This window comes from Bradyrhizobium sp. WSM1743, from assembly GCF_000473065.1.
Lineage (GTDB): Bacteria > Pseudomonadota > Alphaproteobacteria > Rhizobiales > Xanthobacteraceae > Bradyrhizobium.
Window position 1 is genome coordinate 38,005 of sequence record NZ_AXAZ01000049.1, and the last position, 23,564, is coordinate 61,568.

General features: G+C 61.0%; 19 protein-coding genes. 14 read left to right on the forward strand and 5 right to left on the reverse strand.

The features are described 5' to 3' along the window. The first annotated feature begins 479 nt into the window (after positions 1–479). Together YU9_RS0125705 and YU9_RS0125710 are read left to right on the forward strand one after the other, a co-directional pair. Positions 480–3,587: a DEAD/DEAH box helicase gene (locus YU9_RS0125705; RefSeq protein WP_027575383.1), complete on the forward strand. Its 3,108-nt coding sequence runs from the start codon at positions 480–482 to the stop codon at positions 3,585–3,587. Positions 3,588–4,913: 1,326 nt separating this feature from the next. Further along, a complete protein-coding gene (locus YU9_RS0125710) occupies positions 4,914–5,582 on the forward strand; it encodes a hypothetical protein (RefSeq protein ID WP_027575384.1) in 669 nt (222 codons plus the stop codon). Between the two features lie 103 nt (positions 5,583–5,685). Here the strand turns inward: YU9_RS0125710 and YU9_RS50150 are convergent, their stop codons facing one another. The 3 genes from YU9_RS50150 to YU9_RS0125725 form a co-directional block, all read right to left on the reverse strand. Beyond that, the gene (locus YU9_RS50150) at positions 5,686–5,844 is read right to left on the reverse strand and encodes a hypothetical protein (protein ID WP_245266525.1); all 159 of its coding nucleotides are present in this window, start codon (positions 5,842–5,844) and stop codon (positions 5,686–5,688) included. A 99-nt stretch (positions 5,845–5,943) separates the two neighbouring features. Next, the gene (locus tag YU9_RS49205) at positions 5,944–6,102 is read right to left on the reverse strand and encodes a hypothetical protein (RefSeq protein WP_164936882.1); all 159 of its coding nucleotides are present in this window, start codon (positions 6,100–6,102) and stop codon (positions 5,944–5,946) included. A gap of 167 nt (positions 6,103–6,269) precedes the next feature. Next, complete coding sequence (locus tag YU9_RS0125725) at positions 6,270–6,464, reverse strand: hypothetical protein (protein ID WP_027575385.1); 195 nt, start codon at positions 6,462–6,464, stop codon at positions 6,270–6,272. A 296-nt stretch (positions 6,465–6,760) separates the two neighbouring features. On the opposite strand from YU9_RS0125725, the gene YU9_RS48110 reads away from it, so the two are divergent. Next, positions 6,761–7,000: a hypothetical protein gene (locus YU9_RS48110; RefSeq protein WP_156952117.1), complete on the forward strand. Its 240-nt coding sequence runs from the start codon at positions 6,761–6,763 to the stop codon at positions 6,998–7,000. Between the two features lie 432 nt (positions 7,001–7,432). Here the strand turns inward: YU9_RS48110 and YU9_RS42465 are convergent, their stop codons facing one another. Further along, the gene (locus YU9_RS42465) at positions 7,433–8,716 is read right to left on the reverse strand and encodes an adenylate/guanylate cyclase domain-containing protein (protein WP_084299056.1); all 1,284 of its coding nucleotides are present in this window, start codon (positions 8,714–8,716) and stop codon (positions 7,433–7,435) included. Positions 8,717–9,983: 1,267 nt separating this feature from the next. On the opposite strand from YU9_RS42465, the gene YU9_RS48115 reads away from it, so the two are divergent. From YU9_RS48115 to YU9_RS0125815, 11 genes are all read left to right on the forward strand, one after another. Then, entirely contained in the window at positions 9,984–10,145 is a 162-nt protein-coding gene (locus tag YU9_RS48115; protein WP_156952118.1) for a hypothetical protein, read from the forward strand. 3,293 nt (positions 10,146–13,438) lie between these two features. Beyond that, complete coding sequence (locus tag YU9_RS42475) at positions 13,439–14,647, forward strand: site-specific integrase (protein WP_198028300.1); 1,209 nt, start codon at positions 13,439–13,441, stop codon at positions 14,645–14,647. Next, the gene (locus tag YU9_RS48120) at positions 14,644–15,183 is read left to right on the forward strand and encodes a hypothetical protein (RefSeq protein ID WP_156952119.1); all 540 of its coding nucleotides are present in this window, start codon (positions 14,644–14,646) and stop codon (positions 15,181–15,183) included. The genes YU9_RS42475 and YU9_RS48120 overlap by 4 nt, the downstream gene beginning before the upstream one ends. Before the next feature lie 106 nt (positions 15,184–15,289). Next, positions 15,290–15,508, forward strand: coding sequence for a hypothetical protein (locus tag YU9_RS48125; RefSeq protein ID WP_156952120.1), 219 nt, complete (start codon positions 15,290–15,292; stop codon positions 15,506–15,508). Between the two features lie 840 nt (positions 15,509–16,348). After that, positions 16,349–17,800 (forward strand): replicative DNA helicase, encoded by a 1,452-nt coding sequence (locus YU9_RS42485; RefSeq protein ID WP_051380510.1) that lies wholly within the window; start codon positions 16,349–16,351, stop codon positions 17,798–17,800. Further along, the gene (locus YU9_RS0125785; RefSeq protein ID WP_027575389.1) at positions 17,800–18,696 is read left to right on the forward strand and encodes a hypothetical protein; all 897 of its coding nucleotides are present in this window, start codon (positions 17,800–17,802) and stop codon (positions 18,694–18,696) included. The genes YU9_RS42485 and YU9_RS0125785 overlap by 1 nt, the downstream gene beginning before the upstream one ends. Next, a complete protein-coding gene (locus YU9_RS42490; protein WP_063623749.1) occupies positions 18,693–19,085 on the forward strand; it encodes a helix-turn-helix domain-containing protein in 393 nt (130 codons plus the stop codon). Before YU9_RS0125785 ends, YU9_RS42490 begins: the two co-directional genes overlap by 4 nt. A 49-nt stretch (positions 19,086–19,134) precedes the next feature. Then, on the forward strand, positions 19,135–19,314 hold the full coding sequence (locus YU9_RS0125795) for a ribbon-helix-helix protein, CopG family (protein WP_027575390.1): 180 nt from the start codon (positions 19,135–19,137) through the stop codon (positions 19,312–19,314). 181 nt (positions 19,315–19,495) lie between these two features. Further along, positions 19,496–20,374, forward strand: a complete 879-nt coding sequence (locus YU9_RS0125805) for a hypothetical protein (RefSeq protein WP_156952121.1) — start codon at positions 19,496–19,498, stop codon at positions 20,372–20,374. A 325-nt stretch (positions 20,375–20,699) separates the two neighbouring features. After that, complete coding sequence (locus tag YU9_RS44715) at positions 20,700–22,682, forward strand: glycoside hydrolase family 73 protein (protein ID WP_051380511.1); 1,983 nt, start codon at positions 20,700–20,702, stop codon at positions 22,680–22,682. Then, on the forward strand, positions 22,682–23,338 hold the full coding sequence (locus tag YU9_RS0125815) for a hypothetical protein (RefSeq protein ID WP_027575393.1): 657 nt from the start codon (positions 22,682–22,684) through the stop codon (positions 23,336–23,338). The genes YU9_RS44715 and YU9_RS0125815 overlap by 1 nt, the downstream gene beginning before the upstream one ends. Here YU9_RS0125815 and YU9_RS0125820 read toward each other — a convergent pair. Further along, positions 23,318–23,564: ATP-binding protein (locus YU9_RS0125820; RefSeq protein WP_027575394.1), on the reverse strand; the 247-nt coding region annotated here is incomplete at its 5' end. The genes YU9_RS0125815 and YU9_RS0125820 overlap by 21 nt on opposite strands.

Genomic DNA, 23,564 nt, shown 5'->3' on the forward strand with positions numbered 1-23,564 from the left:
AGGTTGGCGACCTCAGGGCCTTCGCACTGAGGTCGTTTGGTGTACGCGTGTGAACCAGTTCACAAGCGCGCGGTGAAACCGCTGCTATGATGACGTCATTGTTTAACCGCTTCATTTTGAACGAACGCCCCAGCGTGGCTCCAAGCGCTGGGGCTTTTTCGTGCCTACTACTGCGTCGAGCGCTCGATCGCATTGACCGTCGCATCGAGAGCACGGGCCGCATTTGGGCCAAACCGCGGGGGATCGCGATGGCGTCCCCGGACGTTACCCGCGAGGGGTGCGTTCACGAGGCAAATCCCATATGCATGGCGGCGAGTTGCCGATTCGAGATGAAGGCGGCTCGCATTCAGTTTGCGACGGTTCAAGACCAGAAACGGGTTCAAGTGAGGCTTTCCAAAAAGGCAGGGGCGGCCAAGAAGGCGCCGAAGAAGAGCAAAGGATCGCAGCGCGCCACGATCTCGTCTTCGTCGCCCCTCGGCATGATGGCTCTCCATCTGCTTGCACAATGGAAGCAGTCCGGACGCAGCGGCATCGTCTTTCTCGCCGAGAACGAGAACAGGGCGGAGCGGCTGGGCAGCGTCATTCACGCGCTCGACCCATCCTGCGAGGTGCTGGTGTTTCCGCGATTGAACACTTTGCCGTTCGATCAGCTCGAGCCGTCGCACGAGCTCGCGGGGCGCAGAGCCTCCGTGCTGAGGCGCCTCGCAAAATCCAAGAGACCCCTGTTTCTGGTGTCGACGGCGGAAGCCGTGATGGAGCGCCTGCCGCCGCCAGCGAGCCTGTCGCGCCTGAGCCTGAGCCTGAAGGTGGGCGGCACGTTCTCCGAGCGGGACCTCGAGACTCGCCTCGAGACCCTGGGATACGATCTCGACGATGAACCGGACTATCCAGGCGGGGCGCTGTTCCACGGGCAGACCTTCGAGATATTCCCCGCGGGCGCGCTGGGGCCGTTCCGGATCGAGCATTCGCAGCATGCGATCAAACGGATCGTGGCGTTCGACCCGCATGAGCACAGGATCGTCTTCGAGACCAGGGAGCTGCTCGTCGATCCGATGTCGGAGCGGCTCGGCCTTGCCGGCAAACGCGGCAAGCGCGCGAGCCTATTCGACTATTGCGGGAGCGCGAAGTGGATCGCGGACGCCGGGGTCCCGCTGCACGCCGACGGATGGCTGGATACGATCGAGGAAGCCGCAGGCCGGGCGGAGCGTGAGCGTGAATACCTCGGACGGCGCGACTGGAAGCAGCTCTCCAAGGGCATGAAGGTGCTGCCGCGGACGGCGTCCTTTCAGCCCATCCCGGAGTTTTCGAAGCTGACGTCCTCAAGGAAGGCGCTGCGGGCCTTTGTCGAGGAGACACGCCGGGCCGGATCGCGACTGATCCTCGTCGCCGCGCACGAGGACGATCTGCGCGTGATGGAGCGGATGAGCGGCGTCAAGGCGGAGCGCTGCGAGGACTGGGACGAGGCGGCGCGCAGGCGGGGCGGCGAGGCGGCGCTGCTGGCCGATCTCGATGCCGGCTTCGTCGTGCCAGGGAAGAAGCCTCTGGTCGTGGTGACGGCGTCCGACGTGCTCGGCAGCCGCGCGCATCATCCACAGCCGATGGCGCGCGCCTGGAGCGCGGCCTTCGACCATGCCGATGTGCCCGAGCAGGGCACGGTGGTGGTCCATCTCCAGCGCGGCCTTGCCGTGCTCGACGGCTTGCAGACCGTCAACACCGGCGGCGGCGCGATGCGCGAGATGATCCGCCTGAAGTTCGCCGGCGACAATGCGGTTCTGGCGCCGCCGCCCGATCTCGCCTTGATGTGGCCTTACGCAACCGAGCTCGGCAAGCTGACGCTCGACAAGGCGGACGGCAGCACATGGTGGGCGCGCCGCGGCGAGGCCGAGCGCGAGATCCAGATCGCCGGCAAGGTGCTCGCCAGGCACATCAGCCAGCGCCGCCGGCGGCGCGGCGAAAAGCTGGTGCCGCTGGGATCGGCCTACGAGAAGTTCGTCGCGCGCTTCCCTTACTTCACGACGAGCGATCAGGCCAAGGCGATCAACGACGTGCTGGACGATCTTGCATCCGGTCATCCGATGGACCGGGTGATCTGCGGCGACGTCGGCTTTGGCAAGACCGAGGTGGCGCTGCGGGCCGCGGCCGCGGTGGTGCTGTCGGGCAAGCAGGTGGCGGTCGCGGTGCCGACGACGGTGCTGGCCCGGCAGCACGTCGCCACGTTCCAGAGGCGCTTTGCGCCGTTCGGCATCGAGGTGGGAAATCTGTCGCGTGCGACCTCGGGCGCGGAGCTGCGGGAGACCAAGGAGGGACTGCGCAGCGGCCGCATCAAGGTCGTGATCGGCACGCAGGCGCTCACGGGCAAGGACGTCAAGTTCGACGATCTCGGCCTCGTCATCATCGACGAGGAGCAGCATTTTGGCGCGGCCGAGAAGGCCAAGCTCGCAGGCCTCGCCAGGAACGTCCATGTGCTGATGATGAGCGCGACGCCGATCCCGCGGACACTCGCCGCCGGCCTTGCCGGCTTCCGCGATCTCAGCGTGATCGCTTCGCCCCCGGTGCACCGGCTTCCGGTCGCAACCAGGATCGCGCCGCTATCGGATGCGGCCATCGCCTCCGCACTGCTGCGCGAGCAGCGCCGCCACGGCCAGAGCTTTCTGATCTGTCCGCGCATCCATGATCTCGATCCGATGCTGGCGCGGGTGCAGGCGGTGGCGCCGGATCTGCGCATCGTCTGTCTGCACGGGAAGCTGCCCGCCGACGAGATCGACGATCGCATGATGAGCTTCGTCGAGGGCGGAGCCGACGTCCTGCTCGCGACCAACATCGTGGAGAGCGGCCTCGACATTCCCCGCGCCAACACCATCGTGGTCTGCTGGCCGGAAAAGTTCGGCCTTGCCCAGCTGCACCAGCTGCGCGGACGCGTCGGCCGTGGCGGCATCCGCGCCTTCGCCCATCTCCTGACCGAGACGGAGTCCGGACAGTCCGAGAAGCGGCTCGCCGTGCTCGAGGAATTCAGCCGGCCGGGCGCCGGCTTTGCCATCAGCGAGCGCGACCTCGATCTCAGAGGTGCGGGCGACCTGTTCTCGGAGCAGCAATCGGGTCACGTCCAGGTGTTCGGGCCGGTGCTCTACAGCCACCTCCTGAAAATGGCCTCGGAGAAGGCCGATGAGGAGCGCGCCGCGGTGTGGGTGCCCGACCTCAACCTTCCGGTCGGGGACATGCTGCCCGAGAGCTATGTGCAGTCCGAGCCGGTGCGGCTCGAGCTCTATGCGCGCGCCGCACGATGCAGCAGCGAGGACGATCTCGACGACCTCGAGGAGGAAACCTCCCGCCGCTTCGGACCCTTGCCGAAGGTCGCGCGCGACTTCTTCGCTGCGGCGAAGCTCAGGATCGAGTGCAAGCGCAGAGGCATCATCCGGCTGGACGTCGGCCCTGAAGCTGCGGCCGTGACGTTCCTGCCCGGACGCTTGCGGAAGTCGCGGGGGAAGTCGCTGCAGCGCGACGGCGATCGCGTCATCTATCACAGCCCGATGCGGGACGCGCCGTTCGAGCGGGTGGAGGAATTGTTCGAGTTGCTCGATGAGGGGTGAGGGGCTCCGCCTTCGTCGGCAACGGATACCGGAAGCAAGGTACGACTTCTTCAATCGCGAGTTCGTAGCGGGAACCCGGTTCCACCATTATGGTTAACGAGGCGTGGCGAAGGAGATTGTCCGATGTCCCATGCCATCCCCGCGGTCATAGTCGCGATTGTCGCAAGCTCGTATCTGTTGGCGCAGGCAGGCGGCGCAAATGCCGGGTCCGCAGGAGCGGGCATGGGAACGGGGGCGGGTAGCGCGGGCGGGTCGGCACCGTCTGGAATGGGGACGAGTGCAGGCAATGCGGGTCCCTCGGCACCTCCAGGGATGGGGACGAAAGACACCGCCACCGGCGGAGATCTGGGCACCAACAGCCAACCGACCAATCCGAACGTTCAGCCCGCCACGCCCGCGAGGTCGCGGGCGGCAGGTCAGGCCGCAAGAAATGCCGGGGTTGGTCACGCTCCAAATGGCCTGCCGATCGGCGCGATTGGGAGCGGCACGAGCAATGAGGATCAATTGGCCACTGGTTCGGCGCCGCTCCAGAACAGATTCCGGCCGGCAACACAGGCTCAAGGAAACGCCAATGTTGGTTCAGAGGGTCTGTCAGGGAGAGGCTCGAGCCTTTCGGACCAGATCAGGCAACCGCGAGCTGCACGAGCTGGAGACAAGGTGCTGGATGCAAAAGCGCAGGTCGAGCGACGAACGAATGTGTCGCGCAGACGCGTTCCGAACCCGATAAAGCCAGGTTCGTAATCTGCGAGTGAAGGGGCGAAGAGACAGGATCGGCGCAATGGATCGTCGCGCTCTACCACAGCCCGATGCGGGATGGTTCGGGCGGGTGGAGGAGTGGTTCGAGCTGCTGAGGGTTAGGGCGCATCAAAAAATGCGAAAACAACCCCATGCACAGTAGCTAAGTGCTTCTGCCATCACGTCTTCTGCATCGTCGGTCGCGATCACTGCTCCGGGCTGACACAGCTGTTGGTCTCATGATCCGGATGGGGCCAACTGCTCATGCCGCATCTCTGGCGCCGGAGCTCCAGCACGCATCCGGTTGCACCGTCGGGCAAAACAGGGGTATTCTGCCAGCTTCGGAAAATCCGTTTCGAGGCGTGTTCAGGGGGCCCACAGTCAGGGTAGCTTCCCGGCTGTTTTCGTCACTGCATCGCATCGCCCCCCGTAATCGGCCGGGGTCGCTGAGCCGTCGGCCAGCCCCGCCGCTAACGTGGAATTAATCCGAAATGCTCACAATTTTAGGCAGTTGGAGTTGGGTGCTGCGTACAAGGATTCGTCGCGAGGACGTTCCAGGGGCGGCTTCCTGTTGCTCGCTCACTGGGGTCAATGCACGTGACCACGACATTCGAAACGCCAACCTTCGCCGAAGAACTCGATGCGGTCGCCCTTGCTGCCGCCGCAGCAGCGCACGAGCCCGCAGCCCTGGAAGCACCAGCGCCGATCAAGCGCGCCAGCCGGAAATCGATCTTGGCACTCTCGGTGTGTGCCTTGGCCATCAATGGCGCCGCGGCCATCTATATGTTGCCGTCCGGCTTGCCGTCGCTGAATGTCAGCAGCCTGGCTGAGCTCCTTCCGCGCCAGGAAGCGCCCGCGCCGAAGCCGGATCCGGTTGCCGCCGCCTTGAAGGAGATCCAGTCGGCCCAGCAGCAACACACGGCTTCGCTGCAGGAGAACAATCAGGCCTTGCAGCAAAATGCCGCCCTGCTGCAGCAGGATTCATTGGTGCTGCTGTCCCTGCGGCAGAGCATCACGGACGAACGGGTCGACGTGAAGAAGATATCGTCGCAGCTGTCCACGCTGATCGCGAAGGTCGACTCGCTGCAGAATGTGATGATGTCGGACGTCACGTCCTCCATTCGACGAGCGAATGCCCGCTATGGGCTGTCCGCAGCGATGCGCAAACGGATGGCGCGGCCGCCGAAGCCCGTCGGGCCGGTTTCGGTGGGAGGGGCACCGCTGAGCGTGCCGGCAGCGACGGCGGCTCCGGAGAGCTGAAGACGAGTAGCGCGTAGGATGGGTTGAGCCCTTGCGAAACCCATCGCCGGCAATTTGGTCGATCACTCCGCGGCATGAGTGATGGGTTCAGTAATCAAGGGCTTCAATTGTTGAGCCGTGACCTCCAGCCGTATTCCTGATGCGAAATCGTGGCGGTGATGTCGGCCTCCTTGTCCGCTGAGAGGCGCCAGGCTGCAACTCCGAAGCACAACGTCAAGACCAGGGCCGTCGCAAGCAGAAGCATCGAGACGAAATGGCTCACGCGCGTCACCAGGAGTTTGAAACTACGAGAGAGCGAACACGAGTTGGCGATTCGGAAAATGCAGGCGCGCTGACCTAAAGGCCTGATTTCCACATCCAGTCACACAGGACCAAAGGCGCTCACGATCCCGATCGTGATCGGGACCAGCGCGACGATTGTCCATAAGGCGGGCGAGCTGGAGGATAGGCCGGCGAAAAAGATCAAGAGACCGAAGCCCACGAGGGCCGCCGAGATGGCATACGCGAGTGCTTTTTCCACCGTTCGATCCACGAGGAATACGGGATGGATTGCGCCTTTAGGACTCACCGCCGGCCGAAACGTTCCTACCCTCATATTTGGGCTACAACTGCAGCCCCGAAGCTGGAGACACAAAATCAGTCGGATGTCCGCGCTGACCTGGCCCGCGGGATTAGCGGCGCACGCTTCTAGGGCCGAGACGGGTCAGTCCCGGTCTTCCGCTCAAGCATCGCCATTTCAACCTGGTCAGCCAGGACCGTGAGGTGGCACGCAAGCCGATCGAACACTTCGCGCTTGGCTGGATCGGTTGCCAAATCGCGGATCAGGGCGCATTCGGCCGCATCTTTCCGAAGTTTCTCAAGCTGGGCCAGATAGTCCTTCATCGGTAACTGGCTCCCGTTCCCCGCAAATGGAACTGTACAGCCAATGTCCGAAAGCGAACAGAAGAGATTGCCGTTTTTTCCCGCGGTCGGGGCCGTCATTGGTAATGGCCCGATCTATCGATCGCATCCCGTGAGGCTGGCCCTTCTACGCGTTCGCGACATGGGGCGTTTGAGCCATTTTTGCAGTGCACGGCGCTGCGACAACGGCGCAGCATTTTCACAGGAACTGTCCCCTCGCTATCGCATTTTCTCGCCTGCATAGTTTTCCCGATCGGTCGGGACTGGGGGGGCGTGCAATGGGCACTTTTGATCACACCGCTGTGCTGCAACAGCGTTGCGACGAGCTTGCTTCCGGCCTTTCCGAGTTAGAAAATTTGCGCTCCCGCGTGATCGCGGCCGAGCAAATGCAGGAGATGCGTAGCGTCGACCGCAAATCGGCCGCAGCAATTCGCAGGAGTGCTAAATCCAAATCGTCATCGGCAAAAGCCGATCGGCCAAAGCGGCGCTTGGCGCGGCCGCCCAACGTCAGGCAATGACGTCGGACGCAGGGCGTCCGGCATGCCAATGCCGGTCAGAGACAGGCAACCTTCATCAGCATTCGAGCGTGGCCGAAATACTCAACTAGTGAACTACGCGAAGAAAATAGTAGCTGACGCCGCCGATGACGAGCACCGTAGGGATGGCCCAAAGTATGAATACCGGCATGTCTACCTCCTCCAGTTGCCTCCGGTAGTGGGATAACTTGGCAGAGATGGTGCCGTTCCGGCCTATGTCAGGAAGACTGTACCGAGGTTCGGGTCTACTGCCAGCGCGGAGGATGGGTTGAGCTCTTGCGAAATCCATCGTCGGCAATTCGCGGCGGCGACTCCTCGGCCCTTTGAACATTGCTCCGATCACCGATGGCGGATCGCAGTGGCGCTGATCGCAACGAGTGATGGGTTTCGCAAGAGCTCAACCCATCCAGCGGGCTAGCAGGAAAAGCCGGTCAAACGTCGGTTACATTCGGCAAAGAATTTTTCGTTTGGCAGCCGCCCCTCGGCATCGCGCGAAAATTCTGGTTTCAGGCGGTTGAGGAAGAACATTTCGAGCACGCGGTGGTGCTTCGTTTCGATGGCACCTCTCGGCTCAAGATCGAAGAGTGATCTCACGTGTCCAGCGACTGTCTCCGAGACATTGATCCGGCCGGGAGCGCCGTTCATCTCCATGAGCGCCGCCGTATTCACCGCATCGCCCCAGATATCGAAAGTGAACTTCTGTCGGCCGACCACGCCGGAAATGACCGGCCCTGTATGCAGGCCGACGCGCAGCTCAAGCGAGGGCAATCGAATCTTCTCACGTTGAGCCTTCATGCGGGCGACGGCGCTTTGAAGTTCGAGCGCGGCAAGGCAGGCTTCGATTGGATGCCTGCGATCAGCCGCGGGCACACCGGCGACCGCCATGTAGGCATCGCCGATCGTCTTGAGCTTTTCAAGCTTATGACGTGTTACGATCTCATCAAAAACGGTGAAGTATTGGTCGAGCAGTCCGATCAGAGCGACTGGCTCGATGCGCTCTGCCAGCAAGGTGAACCCCTTGAAATCGGCGAAGATGATGGTGGCCGAGGGGATGTATTTCGGCTGGACTCTGCCATCCTTCCTGAGCTCATCAGCGATCGATGCTGGCAGTATATTGATGAGCAGCTCTTCGACGCGCGCCTTCTCGGCGACGATGTCCTTCCGCGCCTGGTCCAGATCCTTATTTGCCCGGTCAAGCTCGATCAGTCTTCGACGTAGCTCTAGCTGCGCCATTACCTGATGCGACAGCCGACGCAGCGATTCGGCCTGTTCGAATGCAAGGTGGCGCGGTTCGAAATCCATGACGCACAGAGTCCCGAGCGCGTACCCCTCAGTGTTGACAAGCGGCATGCCGCAATAGAATTTGAAGTACGGTTCGCCGGTGACAAATGGAAGCCTGCTGAAGCGCGCATCCTGCCTGAGGTCGGGTGCTACAACGAGCTCAGTGCCGCAGACCGTCTCCGTGCAGAAGGCAATTTCGCGTGGGCACTGGTGAAAATCCGGCGGCAAACCGTATTTGGCCTTGAGCCACAGGCGATCGTCATCCATCAAGCTGATATAGGCGACCGGACACTGACAAATCTGTGCCGCCAGCTCACCTATTTCATCATAGGCGATGTCCGGCGCCGTATCGAGTAGATTGAGCGCGCGAACCGCAGTAAGCCGTTCAGCCTCGTTGGCGGGTATTGGGAATGACATTTTGCCCTCCCGACTCCAGTCCGAACCCGGCTGGCGCTCGATCCGAAGACGAGCGCCGCCTTGGCTGGCGATCCTACCGCCTCGACGACCGGTTTGGTAAGCTCAATGCGGTTGGACGCGCGGAAAGCGTACCAACCTGGCATCCAGCAGCGAGTGATGGGTTTCGCAAGAGCTCGACCCATCCTACGCGCCAAGCTGGCCCGCGCGACCGGTCTCCTTCGCCGCGGTCGACACGAGCCGCCATCGAGGATGCGTATGCGGCCGCGGTCTATTGCCGTTCTTCGTACCTGTTACAGCGACCATCGCCCAGTTGCACCCGGTTGAGTTCCTGAAATGGCGGGTCGCAACGCAGAAGCGTGTACGTCCTGTTGGAAGGCGGCGGGACGCGCCAGCAAAGCGTCTGGCCCGCGGGTACCTGGTACGTCTGCCCGTTCGCTATCGTATAGCTGCACGAAGGGCTGGGGTCTTTCATCTGCGCCTCTGCGTTGGCCTGGGTGAACGAAGCCGCCGCGAGGAGTGCCACTGACAATACACGCATGGTTTCCCTTTCTCCGCACATGTGACCTGCAATGGTGAGTTGGGATGCGGGCGTCAGTGCGACAAGACAGCTCCAGATGACAAATTTCCAAGAAGCACGATGGTTGTGAGGGCCTGACGTGTAACCTCTTTGCTGTTGAAGCTGCACGCGCTCCGGCCGCGGCAATCGAGGACCGGCTTGCACCGCAAGAACCTTCTCTCTCCTGCTTGTGAAGGTGCGATGGATTGTGGCGAGCCGATCGGCGCATCAAATAACAATAGACGATTGCTCGATTGGAGTTGATGTGATGCGGGCTCTCTTTGCCGTGGGTCTGTTACTGGTGCTGTGCACCTCCGCAAACGCCGCAACGGTGCATCACGCCCGCGCACGCCATCCTGCGGCAGGCCGGCCCCACGCGAACGTGTCTCCGCCGGCGCGCTTTGCCGTCCCAGGCTGGAGCGATGATGCAACGCTGCGCTGGCTGAACAATGCCTCGTCAAACGTCGGCCAAGGCGGATAACAGCGGAAGCGGGCGCCGGTCGCAAGAGTCTCAACCCATCCTACATGCTGAAAACATCGCCCGCGCCTCCGCGCCACGCTTTGCAGCGCCAGCGCAGAGACGAACATTTGAATTGCATTGCTGCTATCAAGCTTAACCTCGACTTAAAGACTCCATCCGATTGCGTTGGTGGGCGTAAAGCAGGATCATTCCGAACGGTTATACGACGCTGTTCGAAAGAGGAGCCTGCCATGACACTGCAGGATGCTTTGGCGGTCTACCTGTATGCTTGGATGAGGGACAAATCTCTCGACGAGGGCCACGAGCGGGTCATCGATGCGGCGGTGAGGGTCATCGAACAGCAGGCGCGGAAAGCATTGGCGGCGCATTCGCAGAGCGACGAAATGGAATAGCGCCGCGCGTGTGATCGCCATATCCGGCGGTGCTTTACCGCAGGGCGGCCCCGCGCCTCTGCCCGGCCTAGTCACCCCTTGGGAAACTTCGGCGCACCTCCGCACCGCGCCTGCCGCACACGAACCGGTTTGGAGATCGGACAGCGTGTAGGATGGGTTGAGCTCTTGCGAGACCATCGCCGGCAATTCGATCGGTCACTTCGCGACCGTCGAGGATTGCTCCGATGATCGATCGATCGCGGATCGCAGCGCGCTGATCGCAACGAGTGATGGGTTTCGCAAGAGCTCAATCCATCCTACGTGCTAATGCCGGACACGGGTGGCCTCCGCGGCTCGGAGCTTCTCTCTCAGCTCCTCAAGGTTCTTCATCGCCTCAAGCAATCGCACCAGATCGGAAACCATGTGTGCCAGAGTAGGCTTGCGCGGCTTTGGGACTCGAGATTTCTGTTTCATTGCGAAACGGCTCCCTGCCAGGACCCGACGGCGATACACTGGATTGGCAAGGACTGTGCCGGCGGGAATGCAATTGGGATTTCACGTCAGGGAGCGAAAAGGGCGGCGTCTACGCGCCGCGAGCCTTAGTGCAAAACGCGGGCGGCCTCGGCCAGCCGGACCTTCTCTCTTAGATCCTCAAGTTCCTGAAGCATTTTCAGGAGATCGGGCAGAGGGTGTGCCCGCTTCAAAATGGGGGCCTTTTGTCCCATCGCTATACGCCTCTATGACACGCTGACGGCGAGCGACATCAAGGCGCAAGCACGCAAATTTTCCCCTGCAAGGGAATGGACAATCTTAACCAAAATATGGTGGGGATGGCTCTGGGTTTGATCACCCGGACCAGAGCTTGGCCGCATTCAAGAAATCACTCGTTTGACGACGAGCGATTGCGGCTGAAAATGACGGACGCGCTGGGCGGCGCGGCTCAGGAAGCGGGACCGGCAGCGGCCGATGACGCACCGCCGACGGCTGAAGCGTTACATGACGGAAGGGCGCGGGGCTCCGGTCCCGCGTTCGCCCTATTCAGCCTCGTTGCCGGATTTTGGACAACCCGTTGTGGCTTGCTCGCTAGTCTAGAGCGGCCGTTCTTTGCGTCATAACTTCGTCAGCCACGTGATGACACGTCGTTAGGACAAATGCCGCTCTGTTGCATCGCCATTCACTACCGAGGGCAGCACTCGAGACTGGCTCATGAGCGGCCAATCCGAACAGAGCGGCCGCGCCGATCAGCAAATTTACGATAACGAGCTTGCGTGCTTTGCGAGTCCATGTTGGGCTGATCATAGAGGGTCGTTCCCTTCTGGGGCATGCGCTGGAAGAGAGGAGGGTGGGCCTCGTTTGTTTCAGGCCGACTTCGCGGCCTGGCAAAAATGGCTTCATGGCGCGGCCATAACGAACGGGCGGCCACGAAGCCCTGATTTGCTCATGCTGAGGATCGATTCGGAAGCATCTCGGTTAGGCGAGCATGGGCATCCACGCGATGACGCAGGCGGTATTGGTCGGCCTTTCTGGCCTACTTGTCTCTGCTTGCGTGAGCTCTGACCAGGTCACTTCAGGTTCGGCAGTTCGATCAAGGGCACCATGGGCGCGAGACCTCAATGAGCCGCCCCCAAGTCGGCAGCCGGCTAATGCAGCAATCTCGGGCATAAAAGCGGATCTGAATGCTGCGCGCGAGAGACCTTCGCGCTAGATCTGGGCTTCGGCTCGCCCTCACAGCGCCCGCCGGTTCTCGCTGGCGGGCATTTGCAAGCCTTCCGATATTATATATTTAAATTCGATGGCGTTATAATTATAACATTTAATCAAATTAAATATGGACACGATTTAAATTTGGGCTAGGATTAGAATTGCTTGGCGCCGGACGAACGCGTCAAGGATCTCCGAGAAACGGCCCCGGCAATCCTTAGTCCCCTGCTTATGCCATAGGGGCCGTTTCTTCGATTGGTGAGAACATGCTGCACTTATCACCGGGTGACCTGTGTCTTGTCTCCGCGATGACGGGGGCGGTCTTATTGGTTGAAATCGGACTTTTCATCATTTTGGGCGTGATCTAACAGTCGCCGAAAAGGACGTTGGGGCGAAGGACACCGCGAACGCCCATCTCTCGCATCTTGCCAAGCGTGATCTTCACCGGCCGGCCGTCCGCGTGCGCAGTTGTGTGGCGTCGAGCTGAGCGAGGCATCCCGCCATCGAAACGCGGCGCCGGCGAGAGTCAAATTATCAATCCCTTGGCCTTCGAACGCGCGCAAGTTACTGCGCGTCATGGGTGTGGAAAAGCTCCGAGGGCGGCGGTTCTATATGGAAGGGCTAACGGATCCGCAGGGCTCACGGGTTATGAGCGCGTGCCCGCGCCGCCAATTTTTGAGCACGTGCCCGTTCCAACATTCATGGTGTTTTTGGGCGAAGCCAATCAAGGCCAGGATCATCAAAGCCACTGCCGTGCATACGGCTACAAAGTTCTTCATGGCTACCACCACTCCGGGTAACTCTGACGGAGCTTACTCGGCCAGGCCGTCCACCTCTATCGGATCCTCGAAAGGCCGCCCCCCAGCCCTTGGTCATGGCCTGTTCCGGTATCCCATGACTGCAATCTGCCGATGGCCTCCATCAAAGTCAGGCCGAACATCGGCGCCGCGACCACCGCACCGCCCGCAGACGAAGCGCGGTTCGAGATCTGACAGCCGCAGGTCGTTCGGCCAATGATCCGCATCGAGCGCCACGTGATGGCCGCAGTGGCAAGAGACCAGGACGCCGCGCAAGGCCCATCTCGCACATCTCGCCGAAGGTGATTTTCAGCGGGCGGCCGTCGGGGTGCGTCGGGGTGTGATGTCGGACAGGGCGAGGCATGCCGCCCTCGAGACGCGGCGCCAGCGAGAGTCAAATTATCAATCCCTTGGGCCAAGGAGCGCGCGGGAGCTACTGCGCGTCGTGAGTGTGGATAATGCTGCGGCGTGTACGCCCCGAGGCCGCCCGCATGCGTGACCAGCATATATCTTCGCGCGCCGCGCAGCGTCACAATCAATTTGCCAACACGGTGCCCACACAGAGCTTTTTCGGTCGGTTCGTCTTTTCGGCTAAATCCTTGATCCGACGTGGTGAGCGCGCTGGGGCTCGAACCCAGGACCCCGTGATTAAAAGTTATATGCTCAAGCTTTCCGGCTAATTCGGGCCGTTGCCGCGCGTTTCGCGGTGAGCTTTTCCACCTGTAATTCCCATTGGTTCTTATCGCCGGTTGTTTCCGGCAATTTCCGGGGGTATGCCTAGGTGGTGCTTACCCGATGCTTACCGGAGCGAAATCAGTGGCGTCCGATCGGCAATTCACCTGGGATCCGGATTTTCCCGGCTTTGGTCTCCAGACCACGAAGACGGGTCATCAATCCTTCGTCTATCAGTACCGCGCCGGCACAATTAGCAGGCGCATGAAGCTTGACGGGAGCTGGTTCCGGTTCGAGGCCCAACGCGCTGGGAAACTCGCACCAGCGGCCAAGGGAACGGCTCGGGCGACCGCCAAAAGGGAAGCCGAGGCTGTCCGAGGCGCCATTGCTCAGGGCAGGGACCCGCTCGCGGAAATGCGGAAGGCGAAGGAAGCCGCCGGGAACACGTTCAAGGCCATTGCCGAGGATTACCTCGCCCGCGATGGGAGCCGTTTGCGCTCAAAAGCAGACCGGGAAGACGTTCTAGAGCGGCTGGTTTATCCCCGCATTGGCGCCAAGCAGATTGACGCCATCAAGCGCCGTGACATCGTGAAAATGCTGGACAAAGTTGAGGAGGAGAACGGCCCCGTCCAGGCCGATCACGTCCTTGCCTATGTCCGCAAAATCTTCAACTGGCATGCTGCCCGAACCGACGATTTCAATTCGCCTATCGTTCGTGGGATGGCCCGCACAAAGCCCAAGGAGCGGCGCCGGCAGCGCATCCTGACCGATGACGAGCTAAGAGCCGTCTGGAAGGCCGCTGAGGGTCAGAAAACGCCCTTTGCCTGGCTGGTGCGATTTATCCTGCTCACCATGACTCGCCGCAATGAAAGCGCCCGGATGAGCAGTAGAGAGGCTGTAGACGGCAATTGGACGATTCCCGCCAAGCGCCACAAGTCGAAAAAGGATTTCCTGCTGCCGCTGTCGCAAGCCGCTGCCGATCTCCTGTCGGACATCCCCACCATCGGCCGGCGGAATGATCCCTACGTCTTCACAACCAGCGGCAAGACCCCAATTTCCGGCTTCTCCAAGTTCAAGGCTGATTTCGACAAGCTGTGTGGCGTAACCGGCTGGACGCTACACGACCTGCGCCGAACAGGCCGAACCCTCTGCTCTCGAGCTGGCGCTGACCCTGACCACGCCGAGCTGGCCTATGGGCATACTGTGCAGGGCGTTCGCGGCGTCTATGACGTGTGGCAGTACCGGGACGAGAAATTGCGGGTGTTTGAATTGCTGGCGGCGCAGGTCGATCGCATTGTGAATCCGCCAGCCTCCAACGTGGCGCGGCTCAGGGTCGGCGAGAGCGCCGCATGACGAACGACCGTGAAGAAGCTGCTCGTAAAGTCGCATTCTCCGGTATCGAGTTGTTGCATGGCGGTGAGGAAGGGAAGCGCAATCGCGCTCGCGCCTATTGGGCGGCATGGGTGGACCTGCTTAAACTAGGTCCCGCCGCGCTGCCGTCGGGCCTGCATGCACAGCTGATCGGACATTTAGAATATTTGGCGGCCGGAATTATTCCGGCGCCTATCGCCGATTGTGCTGGTCCAGGAAATCCTGTCGGCCCGAGCGAGGAGAAAGACATCAGGGCCGCGGTGGTCTATGCAATTGCTGCACAACGCGGGCTCATAACAGACAAGTTCTACGTGAAAACTATTGGCACCATTTACCGTGCATCCCGTCATAGTGTTGAGGGCTGGATCAGAAAAAGGCGTGAAACCATCTCAGCCGAAGAGTTGACGAATCCAGAAGCAATAATCTCTGCCATGAGGGGCGCGGGTGAGCGCTATAGCGTGTCCGGGCGAACGCATAAAGCAAACGAAGCCAAACATCGGAAGACCAGGGGCTCCTAGCTGCTAAAATAACCCCCGCATTTCGTCCAGCATTCCGATCAAGCGGGATTTGGCGTTCTCTCGCGTTGCCCGGCAATTCGCCGCAAACGGTCGGAGAGAACTACAGATGACGAAAGAATTTTACACTCGAGATGAGCTAGGCGCGTATCTGCGTGAGGCCGGTTATCCGATCGGCAAAAGCACACTCGATAAGCTGTGTTCTCCGTCAATCGCGGAAGGACCCCCAGTTGCGAAGTATTGGGGCCAGCGTCCGCTCTACACGGCGGAAGCCGGTTTGGCATGGGCGGAAGCCCGCGCCCGCAAACCTGATGCGCAAGCAGCGTAACGCGCCCGCGCAACACCCAACGCCCAAAGAAAAACCCGGAAGCGCATTTCCTGGCGGGACCGCGCGACCGGGTTCTAGGAAAATTCAAATGCTATCGAACGAACATGACTTAACCCGTATTGGGTTTCACTGCAACATCGCCGCCCCGGATTTCCGGGAATTTCCATTGCCTGCTTTGCGCGCGTCCCCTGCGACCGCTGCGGGGCGCTACGTGCATTGCCATTACCCGGTGAGTGCTAGGCAAGCCGATTTGATCGCCGCCCTCGCGGGCCTCGGCGGAGGCGAAGCATGAGCAGACTTCCAGAAGTCTACCCTGACGCTCCCGGCTTCAAAGCTCGCGGCCCTTCAGAGCAGGCGGCTCAGGCCATCAAGGGGCCCGCCAAAACTTTGCGCGAAGAAGTATTGCGGACGATTTCTCTCGCGCCGTCGGGATTGACGGCCGATGCCGTCGCGGATCGCCTTGGCCGCTCAATCCTGTCCGTCCGCCCCCGCGTGAGTGAACTGCATCGCCAAGGCGAAATTCGGCCCGCTCCGCAGCGAGGAAGGAACAATAGCGGCATGAGTGCCACTGTTTGGGTGGTATCGCCGCCGCTTTCCGGACCCTCCGGTAAGGAGGACTCTCATGCGTAGGAGCGCGCGTCTTTTCGATATCGAGACGGAGCGGCAAAATATCCTTTTCGCGAAGTACTGCGGTGCGCTGACACGATGCGAGAGGGGGTATGGAAGCCCGGTCGCGGTGACGGCGGCATGGGATGCCTTCCTTTGCCGTTACCTTCCCGACGCTGAACAGCGAGAAACGATTCCGCTGCCTGCCGCTGCCCGGAAATTGGAGGCGCGGGCATGAACGCCCCAGCTAGAATCGGGACTATGCCGGCGCCTATCGTTTCCGATGGACACCAGCGCGCTGCTATTGAAGTAGAACAAGCCCTGCTTGGGGCGATCCTCTGTCATCCGGAAGGGCTCGGTTTTGCCGAACGCCACGTAATGGCAGACGATTTCATTGAGGCGACGCATCGCGAATTGTTCGCGCGGTTCCTCCAGGCGAGAGAGCAGGGCAGGGCAATCAATCATCAGCTTGCCCGGGCCTTCCTTGCCGACTTTGGCGAGGCACCGCTAGTCGATGGCATGAACGTGAACCAGTACGTTGCCAGGCTCTACGCGGAAGCAACAGGCCTGCTGAACGTAGCCGATTTCGCAAGGACGGTGCGGGAGATGGCGGACCAGCGGCGACTGGCAGCCATCAGCGAACAGATTGCCGATGATGTCAGGCGAGGAGCGGACGTGCGCGCCGCAACGCTCGACGCAATCGACGCCCTTGATGCGGTAGCCGCGCAATCGGACGGCGCAGCCGTGCGACAAGTCAGCTTGCGAGAGGCCAATCAAATATCACTGGAACGGATGCAGTTTGCAATCCAGAATCCCGGATTGTTGCCGGGCCTGAGTTGGGGACTAAAAAGCCTGGATGAAAAGACCGGAGGCCTGAAGGCGGGCGAGTTGTTGGTATTGGCCGGCCGTCCCGGCATGGGGAAGACAGCGCTAGGTGTTTGTATCGCGCGCAACGTCGCCAGGGCTGGGGATCCGGTTTTTTTCTCGTCGCTCGAAATGGGCGCCGTTAGCCTCTCCGACCGCAGCCTTGCCGATGGAGCTTACCAGCGCTGCAGGCCGATACCGTACTATGCGATTGCCAACGGTGCACTAAGCAGCCAGGAAGCGGAACGCGTCATTGAGGCGGCCCGGGTGCAACGCGACTGGCCGCTCAAGATCGATCCGGCGCCGGGTCTCACCATCTCGCAGATTGCGGGCAGGGCGAGGCGCTATAGTCAGGCGCTTGCCAGGCAAGGAAAGCGGCTCGGGCTTATCGTCGTCGATCACCTTCACATTGCGAAGCCTTCAAATCGTTATGCGGGCGCGCGGGTTAACGAGGTTGGTGAGATTTCCGCGGCGCTGAAGGCACTGGCAAAGGAACTTGACGTTCCCGTTCTGGCGCTCGCTCAACTCTCCCGCAAGGTGGAAGAGCGCGACGACAAGCGCCCCAATATGGCGGATTTGCGAGACTCGGGATCGATCGAGCAGGACGCCGACGCAATCATTTTTGTGTATCGGGAAGCCTACTATCTGGAGCGCGAAACTGCGGCGACCGCCGAGAAGGAAGCGGCGCGGATTGATCGGCTCATAGACGTAAAGCACGATCTTGAGACGATCATAGCCAAGCAGCGCAACGGCCCCACGGGCACGGTGAAATTGTTCTGTGACATCGGCTGCAATGCGGTGCGCGATTTGGAGGGCCTGTGATGCGGAACGCCGGTCATATCAACGTCGCGCGATCGATTTTCGATCATCCCATGTTTGACGACGGACAGCCGCTTTCGCAGCGGGAAGCTTGGCTTTGGCTGATTGCCAACGCCGCGTGGCGGCCGGTCAAGGTGATGGTTCGCAATGGCCGCTCAGAACAGCTTGTCGCGCTCGAGCGCGGTCAACTGACCTATTCAAGGGCCTTCCTGCAGAAGGCTTGGGGGTGGAGCTCCGACAAGATGGTGAGAACCTTTCTGGCTAGATTGCGGCAAGAGGGAATGGTGGACCTTCAAACGGGCCAGCTTCAGACCATCATTTCTATCTGTAATTACGATGTTTTCCAGAATGGCGGAGCGGGTGATAGGCCAGCAAGCGGGCCAGTCGAAGGCCAGCAAAGGGCCAGCAAAGGGCCAGAAGAAGAAAACATTAAAAGCATTAGAACTACTAGCTCTTCGAAAAATGAGCCTGATGGGTTTGATGCGTGGTACTCGATCTACCCGCGCAAGAAGCAACGGAGGGACGCCGCCAAGGCCTTTGCGAAGCTTATTGCCTCGGGGTCGATTGCCATTGACGACCTGATGGCAAAAACTCAAGCGTTCGCGGCGCGGTGGGAGCGGGAGCCGCCGGAGCGGCGGCAGTTCATCCCCTATCCTGCGAGCTGGATTAACTCGGGCGAATATGCGGATGAGCCGGAGGGCAGCGGCCCGGGCGAGGCCTCGCGAGCGTTGCGTGACCCTTCCAGCTTCACAGACGCCGACTGGCAGAGGCGGCTTGCTCATTTCCGGGAGGGCAACGACTGGCTTGATGCGTGGGGTCCGGCGCCGGGCTCTCCTGGCTGCCTTGTTCCTGCGCGACTAGCGCTCTCTTCCGTATCTGACGCAAGGGGGGCGGCATGATCGCCCCAGAAGAGAATTTTCCAAACTGTCTGACGCCGTATGATTTGCGCGAGGCCATGAGCCCCGCGGATGCCGCAACGATGGCCAACCGATCGGAACGCACCATCCTGAATTGGTGCAATAGCCATGGGATCGGCCGGCGCATCAACGGGGGGAAATGGGCCGTTAGCATAGTGGCCCTTGCCATGCTTCTGGACGGCAACCGAACCGCATTGAAGGCCTATCTCGCGGGCGACAGGGCGAGCCATCTGGTCGAAGCGTACTATGCGCGGTTTGGCATTCCGGTTGCTGAGCTCGGAAATCCGCCACTGAAAAATCGCGCAAAACCGGAAATCTTCGCTCACTCCGGAAAAACCCTGCAAATCGTGCAAGGACAACGTACCGCTTAGGGCACGAAGCGACCAAAGCTTGCGCACACATTCACGGTGGCGCAAGCGAATGCAGAGCAGACCCAATCAATACGACGGCAACCTGCAAGTCAGGGTTCCAAAATCCTTCATTGAGCAGCTGGACGCAGCAGCGCATCGCCGCATGGTGAACCGCGCGGATTTTGTTCGCATGGCGCTTCAGGACCGCGTGAAGTCCGAAAAGGCTACTCAGGCGGGGGAGGTGGCCTGATGCGAGTGGATCAGCAAAGCGAAGCTCTCGCTCAACAGGTTGAGACCGATCGGAAACTCAAGACAGCTGCGGCTCAATCGAGCGAGGCAGCCCCGCCAACGATGGTGGACACTTCCCAGATCGGGGGGGCCTTGTGGGACGAATGCGCCTGGGACAATAAGCCTGCCGTGTGGGGACCATAATGCCCAGAGTTGGCCCGAACTACACGCTTCCTGAACCTCCGTTTGTCCCGCAAACGTCGATCTCGGCGCCCGCGGTGAATAACGATTTGCAGGACATCGCGGATGCCTTGACAGGCTCGCTTGCGCGCAATGGCGCAGGCGGCATGACGGCGGTCCTTCCGCTTGCGAGCGACGGCCTTACTTTCACGAACGATCCGGATACCGGAATCTCGCGCTCTGCCGCGAATACGATGTCGTTCGAGTGCGGCAATGCGGAAGTCGCGTCGATGTCGCCGGCCGGATTTGCTGTCACTGGCGATTTTTCGGCGACTGGTGCAATCAAGCAGAACGGCTCTCCGCTGCTCCCCGTTGGAGCCGTTATGCTATGGACCCTGTCGAGCGCGCCAGCCGGCTGGCTATTTCCTGGCACCTACAATCGGGCAGACCATCCCGCTCTCTGGGCCGCAGCAAATGCTGACATTGCGCTCGGCAATACATTTTACGGCATAGGGAACGGGACAACCACGTTCACGATCGGAACGATGGATGGCTATACGCCAGTCGGCGTGGATGCGACCGGAGCGACTCTGCCAAACGTGACGCATATCGGCGACACGACTGGAAACAAGACCGCCGCGCTCGTTACGTCAAATCTCCCGCCATACACGCCGGCCGGTTCGATTTCGAACGGTGCCATTAGCATTTCACACAATGCGGCAGCCGCCAACGGCAGCACGACGGGCGGCGGCGGCTTCTCGTGCGGTGGCGGTACGGCAAGCATCAGTGCGTCGCAGGGTGCTTCGACATTCACTGGCACGGCGCAGGGCGGCACAAGCACACCATTCAGCATCGTGCAGCCTTCCCGCGCTTTCAAATTCATCGTTTACGCGGGAGCCTGATCGATGCCGCGCAATCCCCCCATCGAAAGCGCAGAGCCAACACTAGACATGACCGGCGCCCCTTCGTTTGTTGCCGATCATGGTGGCACTGTTTGCTACTGGAGCGTGTCTGAAACTGGTGACATGCAAACCGATGTTGCGCGGGGCGAACTCATGGCGGAGGAAGCCATGCGCTACGCATCGCAGAATTGTTGCCCGGCACTAATCGCGATGGCGCTTCTGCACCTCGCTCGAGGAAGCCGCACTGGTCCCGTTGAATGCGGGTTTATGGCTCGCATTGCTTGCGCGGCGAGCGTGGGGTCCCTCAATTGAAATAGGCGAAGTAATGGCGCTTCAGCAAACTGATCCGAATGCAATCGATAGCGGACGCTACACCCCGGAGACAATCACTCGGCAACGTCGGATCGTCGATGCGATGATGCTGAACGCGACGAAGCAGCGCCCCATCCAACATTGGATGCAAGGTGTTGCCCAGTTGGGCGAAAGTCTGATGGCTGGCCTACGCTCTCGTCAGCTTGACGAGGCAGAGAGGCAGAACGAGCGCGACTCGGCTGGCGTCATTAGGGATAGCTACAATTCGGCAATGCCGGGAATGGCCGCGAAGGTCGACCCCACATCGGCTCCCGCAACGATGCCGAACGCTGCAACTTCACTGTTGGAGCCGAGCGCGCCGACCTCGGTAACGGCTGATCGTGGAGCGTTTCTCAGCTCGATCGCGCCGGCCGTGGCGGAGGCCGCGAAAGCAACTGGTATCGATCCAAGGATCATTCAGGCGCAGGCCATCCTTGAAAGCAACTGGGGCAAGTCGGCTCCTGGCAACAATTTGTTTGGCATCAAGGGCCCCGGCACCGTTCGTCCCACAACCGAAATTGTGAATGGCCAGCCGGTCCGGATGAGCGCGTCGTTTCAGTCCTATGCCAGCCCTGCCGACAGTGTTGGGGGCTATGCCAGCTTCATGCAGTCCAACCCGCGGTACAAGCCGCTGATGGCTGCGCAGGGTTTGGAAGCGCAGGCGGACGCGCTGCAGAAGTCGGGCTATGCGACGGACCCGAGATATGGCGCCAAGGTACTGCAGATCGCTCGCACATTGTCGGGCGGCGCTGCGGCATCGGCGGACGCAACATTGCCGCAGAACGCTCAGCCAACGCAGGGGGCGCTGTCCGCTCCGAGCCAATCGCCGTATGACGTTGCAGGACCGTTGACCGCGTCGGCTCGGGTGCCGATTGCGCCGGCCTTGACCGGCCTTGAAGGAGCAAGCCCGTCAATGGTCCCGCCGCAGATGCCGGAAGGCAAGCCTGCGGCTACCAATCGAGATGTCGCGGCGGCCATGTCCCGCGCGCCGGCCGCTCCTGCGGCCCCCGTAGGCCAGCTATACACAGGTACGGCGCAGCAGCCAGACGTTTCCAAACTAATCGCTGCGGTGAGCAACCCCTACATTTCGGAAAGCGCCCGGACTGCGGCAATGAATGTGCTGAATACGCAGCTTGCCGCGAACAAACTGCAACATCTGGATCTGGGCAACGCCATCGCCATCACGGATCAGCGGGGCAACATCATTCGTACGATCCCGAAAGGCGAGCCAAACAAAGGGCCGCAATTCGTGGAGACTGGGGAGATTGATGCGCAAACAGGCCAGCCGATAAAGGGCTGGGTTGATCCGCGAGATAGGTCGGTGGTGCCCTATAGGCCGCAGAACTCGGCGACTACGCAGCCATCGTCCATCCCGCCCGTCCCTCCGGGAGTTGATCCGAAGGTATGGCGCGAGACGCAGTCCAAACGTGTCACGGAAGAGGCTATGCCGGCCTCTGATACAGCGACCTCGAAACTACGCAACGAAATCCAAGGCTTGCCATCATACAAGAACATTGCCCAAGCCGCGCCTGTCTATAAGTCGATGCTGGAGGCCGCCAGCCGAGATAACCGCGCTGCTGACGTGAACCTGATCTACGGCATGGCGAAAATCATGGATCCTGGCTCGGTGGTCCGCGAGGGCGAAATGAGCATCGCGCAGGCGATCGCAACGCTGCCTCAGCGTCTGCAAGCGACGATCCAGAGCCAATTGACTGGGGATGGCCGTCTGTCTCCTGAAGTTCGTGCATCTATCATGCAGGAAGCTCGTGGCCGTATTGGCGCTTATCAATCCATGTTCGATCAGGATGCTGCAATGTATCGCGGTATTGCGCAGCGCAACCGGATGAATGAGGCGGATGTTCTGCCGACGTTCGGACCGTTTGAGGACTACAAGCCTCCGAGCGCTGCGGTGTCACCTGACGCGATCGATAACCTCGTGAAGAAGTACAGCAAGTAATGGCGACGCTGGACGAACTCGGCAAGGCATTAGTGAACGCGGACGCCGCGGGCGACGTAGCGGCGGCGCGCGCGCTGGCAGGCGAGATCACGAGGCTACGGCAGGCCGCGGCGCCGGCCGCTCCTGCCGCCAGTCCGGCGTCGGCATATGATATCATGGGGATGCCGACCGGCTTTGATGGGGCGCCTGCGCCCGTTCGGGCCGGGATGTCTTACGGCGACCAGATGGCACATATCGGATCGGCTATCGACAAAGGCGTCCGAATGGCGGCAAACGGCATGACGTTCGGCATGGCCGATCGATTTGCCGGCGCGATGGACGCTCTAACCGGCCGCGCCAAGAATTACGATGAAGGCGTGAAAGCCCAGCATGCCGAGACCGAAGCCATTCGCAAGGCTAATCCTGGGGCAGCTACCGTCGCGGAGGCGCTGGGCGGTCTAGGAACTGGCGCAGGATTGCTCAAGAGTGGCGTCACGCTTGCGGGTCGCGTTGGGCCGGCGCTGCTCCCGCGCGTGCTTGGCTATGGCGCGGAGGGGGCTGCCTATGGGGCGGCGCATGGTGCCGGTAATACCTATTCGGGTAATCCTGCGGATTATCTCGAGGCCGCCAAAAAGGGGGCAACCGAAGGAGGGGTGTCAATCGGCTTGCAAATTTGACCCCTCATCGGCGTCCAATTTTGACCCCTTCGGACGGCGGGCTTTGCTGGTAGCGCTCGTCTCGTCGGAGCTGGCCGGGGTTGCGGAGACGAGACGAGCGCGGGTGATGTGATCGTCGTCTCGGCTTTTGAATCGCCAACTGTCGTTGCCGGTCTCGACGATGTCGCAGTGGTGGGTCAACCTGTCGAGCAACGCTGTGGTCATCTTGGCATCGCCGAACACGCTG